Here is a 3557-nt window from a genome sequence, read left to right on the forward strand (position 1 = left end):
CCGCCGCCGCGCCCGCACCGGCCGCGGCGCCGGCCCCGGAGCGGCCCGGCGAGGGCATGAAGGTGCTCCTGGTCGACCACGAGGACTCCTTCGTCAACACCCTGGCCGACTACTTCCGCCAGCAGGGCGCCGAGGTCGTCACCCTCCGGCACGGCTTCCCGGCCGAGATGATCGACGAGATCGACCCCTCGCTCGTGGTGCTCTCGCCCGGCCCCGGCTGGCCGTCGGACTTCGGGCTGCCGGCCCTGGTCGACGCGCTCTACGCCCGCGACCTGCCCGTCTTCGGCGTCTGCCTCGGTCTGCAGGGCATGGTGGAGCAGGCGGGCGGCACGCTGGAGCTGCTGTCCTACCCCGAGCACGGCAAGCGCGGGCAGGTCAAGCGGATGGGTGAGAGCGCCCTGCTGGACGGCCTGCCCGAGGAGTTCGTCGCCGCCCGCTACCACTCGCTGCACGCCAAGCAGCCGGGCGTCGACGGCTTCACCGTCACCGCCCTCACCCCCGACGGCGCGGTCATGGCGATCGAGGACGTGGCGCGGCGCCGCTTCGCGGTGCAGTTCCACCCCGAGTCGATCCTCACCGCCGAGGGCGGCGCGGGCGCGCGCATCATCGCCAACGTCCTGAGGCTCTCCCGGCCGGTGGCCTGAAACGGCGGCGCGGACACGGTCGGTAGTCGTACAGTTGCTCCTGACGTAGGACTGCGGGCGGATCGGTCGGACCGGTCCGCCCGCGGGCGTATGAGAGGAGCCGACGATGCGACCGCAGGACGCGCTGCCCGACGGGCTGCCCGTCGCACTGCCCGACGCCGTCCGGGAGGCACTGCTGGCGCCGCTCGTCGACCACCACTGCCGCGGCGCGCGCCGCGACGACCTGGTACGGGCCCGGTTCGAGCTGCTGATCACCGAAGCGAACACCCCCGCCCCGCCCGGCACGACCCACTTCGATACGCCCGCCGGCGCCGCGATCCGGCGCTGGTGCGCCCCGCTGCTGGACCTGGAGCCGCACACCCCGCCCGCCGTCTACCTGGCCCGCCGCGCCGAACTCGGCGCCGAGGAGGTGAACCGGCGGATGCTGCGCGGCGCGGGGATCGCGGCCTTCCTGGTCGAGACCTCCCCGGAGTCGCCGGAGCTGCTGTCGGTGGCCGAGACGGGCAGGCACGGCGACGCCGCGGCCGACGAGATCGTCCGGATCGAGCAGATCGAGCACGAGGTGGCCGAGACCTCGGGCGCCGGCGTCTCCTACATCTCGGCGCTGGAGAGCGAACTCGCGGACCGGGCCGCGCGGGCCGCCGGGCTCGCCTCGGCCATCGCCCACCGGTACGGCCTCGACTTCGACCCGGCCAGGCCGAGCCGGGGCGCCGTGATCGCGGCGGCCAACCGGCGGCTGTCCGACCCCAAGGAGCCGCTGACCGACCCGGTGCTCCTGCGCCACCTGCTCTGGACGGCGGTGGAGGTGGCCCGGGCGGGCGGCCTGCCGCTGCAGTTCCACACCGGGCCCGGCGGGCCGGAGACGGCCCCGCACCGGGCCGACCCGGCGCTGATGGCCGGTTTCGTCCGGGCGCTCCAGCCCATGGGCGTGCCCGTCATCCTGCTCGGCTGCCATCCCTTCCACCGCCAGGCCGCCCACCTCGCCGCCGCCTTCCCGCACGTCTACCTGGACGTCGGCGGCGCTCCGGCCCGCTCCGGGGCGGACACCGTCATCGGGGAGCTGCTGGAGCTGGCGCCCTTCCACAAGCAGCTGTTCGGCTCCCACGGCCACGGCGTGGCCGAGGCCTGCTACCTGGGGGCGCTGCGCCACCGCAGGGCCTTGGCCAGGGCCCTGGCGCTCCGGCTGGCGGCCGACGAGTGGAGCGCCTCCGACGCGGCCCGGGTGGCCTACATGATCGGCTCGGGCAACGCCCGCCGGGTCTACCGGCTGTAGCCGCTCGGCGGCCGGGCCCGGATCGGGGCACCCCGCCGAGCCCCCAGCGGAGGGATCGCTCTAGGGTGGTCGGCGGCCCATTCCCGTAACCTGGAAGGTTCTTCGCGTGGACGACAGTCAGCCGCGTTTTCTGGACGACGTGACCGTGGAGCTGGTCAAACACAGTGCTTCGGACACCGACGTGCTCTGGGCGGCCCGGGTGTCCACCGCGGGGGAGCAGTCCCTGGACGAGATCGGCAAGGACCCGGAGCGGTCCAGGGGCCTGATCAACTATCTGATGCGGGACCGGCACGGCAGCCCGTTCGAGCACAACTCGATGACCTTCCTCGTCAGCGCGCCGATCTTCGTCTTCCGGGAGTTCCACCGCCACAGGGTCGGATGGTCTTATAACGAAGAAAGTGGAAGATACAGGGAGCTCCAGCCCAAGTTCTACATTCCGGGCATGGAGCGCAAGCTGGTGCAGGAGGGCCGGCCGGGCAAGTACGTCTTCGTGGAGGGGACCGCGGAGCAGCACAAGGTCGTCTCCGAGGCGATGGAGTCGGCCTATCGGCAGTCGTACGCGGCCTACCAGGAGATGCTGGAGGCCGGGGTCGCCCGCGAGGTCGCCAGGGCGGTGCTGCCCGTCGGGCTGTTCTCCTCGATGTACGCCACCTGCAACGCCCGCTCGCTGATGCACTTCCTGTCGCTGCGGACCAAGAGCGAGCAGGCCAGGGTGCCGTCGTTTCCGCAGCGCGAGATCGAGATGGTGGCCGAGAAGATGGAGGCCGCCTGGGCGGAGCTGATGCCGCTCACCCACGCGGCCTTCGTCGCGAACGGCCGCGTCGCCCCGTAGGAGAGCGCTGGAGCAGCGCACCGGACCGGCCGCCTCCGGACGCCGACCGGTCGGTCGGCTCGCGGGGGCGGCCTCGGCCGGGGACCCGGTGGTACGGACGGACACGTCGCGCTCAGCGCCGTGGGGAGGCGGGGCTCCGTACGGCGGGCCGTACGGAGGACATGACGAAGCCGTCGGCCGGGCGGGTGGGGATGCGCCGCAGGGAGATGCCCAGGTCCTGGTCGGGGACGCGGTGGTCCAGGCGGGCCAGCCGTACCACCAGTGCCTTCAGCAGCGCGACGGTGATGGCCTCGCCGGGGCAGCGGTGGCCCGTGCGCGGGTCCCCGCCGCCCTGCGGGATCAGGTCGAACTCGCCGATCTCCCGGCCGGTGAAGCGCCCCGGGTCGAAGGTGTAGGGGTTCTCCCAGAGCCGGGGGTCGTGGTTGTGCCCGTAGACGTCGAGCAGCACCAGCGCGCCGGCGGGAATGCGCTCCCCCCGCCAGGTCAAGTCCCGCACCGCCCGTCCGCCCACCAGCGGCGCGAACGGGTAGAAGCGGCGGACCTCGTGCACGAAGGCCTCGGCGAAGGCCTCGTTTCCGTCGCGCAGCGGCGCGCGGTGCCGCGGCCACCGGTGCAGGGCATGGGCGGCGAAGGTGACGAACCAGCACACGGCCACGGTCGGGCGCACGACGTTGAGCAGCTCCACCGCCGCCACGCGCGGGTCGAGCAGCTCACCGCCGGCGTCGCGGTGGAAGGCGACGACGTCGAGCGCGGAGCCCCGCGGCGCGGTGGCCGTGCCGTCGCGCACGTCCCGCACGAGGCTGCCCAG

At 73.6% G+C, this 3557-nt stretch carries 4 protein-coding genes; 3 read left to right on the top strand and 1 reads right to left on the bottom strand.

Going from position 1 to position 3557, the window contains the following annotated elements:
- From ACWJ6R_RS32515 to thyX, 3 genes are all read left to right on the top strand, one after another.
- Positions 1-644, top strand: a 644-nt coding sequence (locus ACWJ6R_RS32515) for a glutamine amidotransferase-related protein (protein WP_449065888.1), incomplete at its 5' end; no start/stop codon positions are given.
- A 106-nt stretch (positions 645-750) separates the two neighbouring features.
- On the top strand, positions 751-1917 hold the full coding sequence (locus ACWJ6R_RS32520; protein ID WP_449065889.1) for an amidohydrolase family protein: 1167 nt from the start codon (positions 751-753) through the stop codon (positions 1915-1917).
- 106 nt (positions 1918-2023) lie between these two features.
- A complete protein-coding gene (thyX, locus tag ACWJ6R_RS32525; RefSeq protein ID WP_449065890.1) occupies positions 2024-2749 on the top strand; it encodes an FAD-dependent thymidylate synthase in 726 nt (241 codons plus the stop codon).
- 112 nt (positions 2750-2861) lie between these two features.
- On the opposite strand, the gene ACWJ6R_RS32530 is transcribed toward thyX, so the two are convergent.
- Positions 2862-3557: cytochrome P450 (locus tag ACWJ6R_RS32530; protein WP_449065891.1), on the bottom strand; the 696-nt coding region annotated here is incomplete at its 5' end.

The sequence above is a fragment of the Planomonospora algeriensis genome (genome assembly GCF_977012225.1).

Bases quoted from the DNA above. Each gene is read 5' to 3' on its own strand.
- ACWJ6R_RS32520 (WP_449065889.1), top strand. From the start codon at position 751: ATGCGACCGCAGGACGCGCTGCCCGACGGGCTGCCCGTCGCACTGCCC.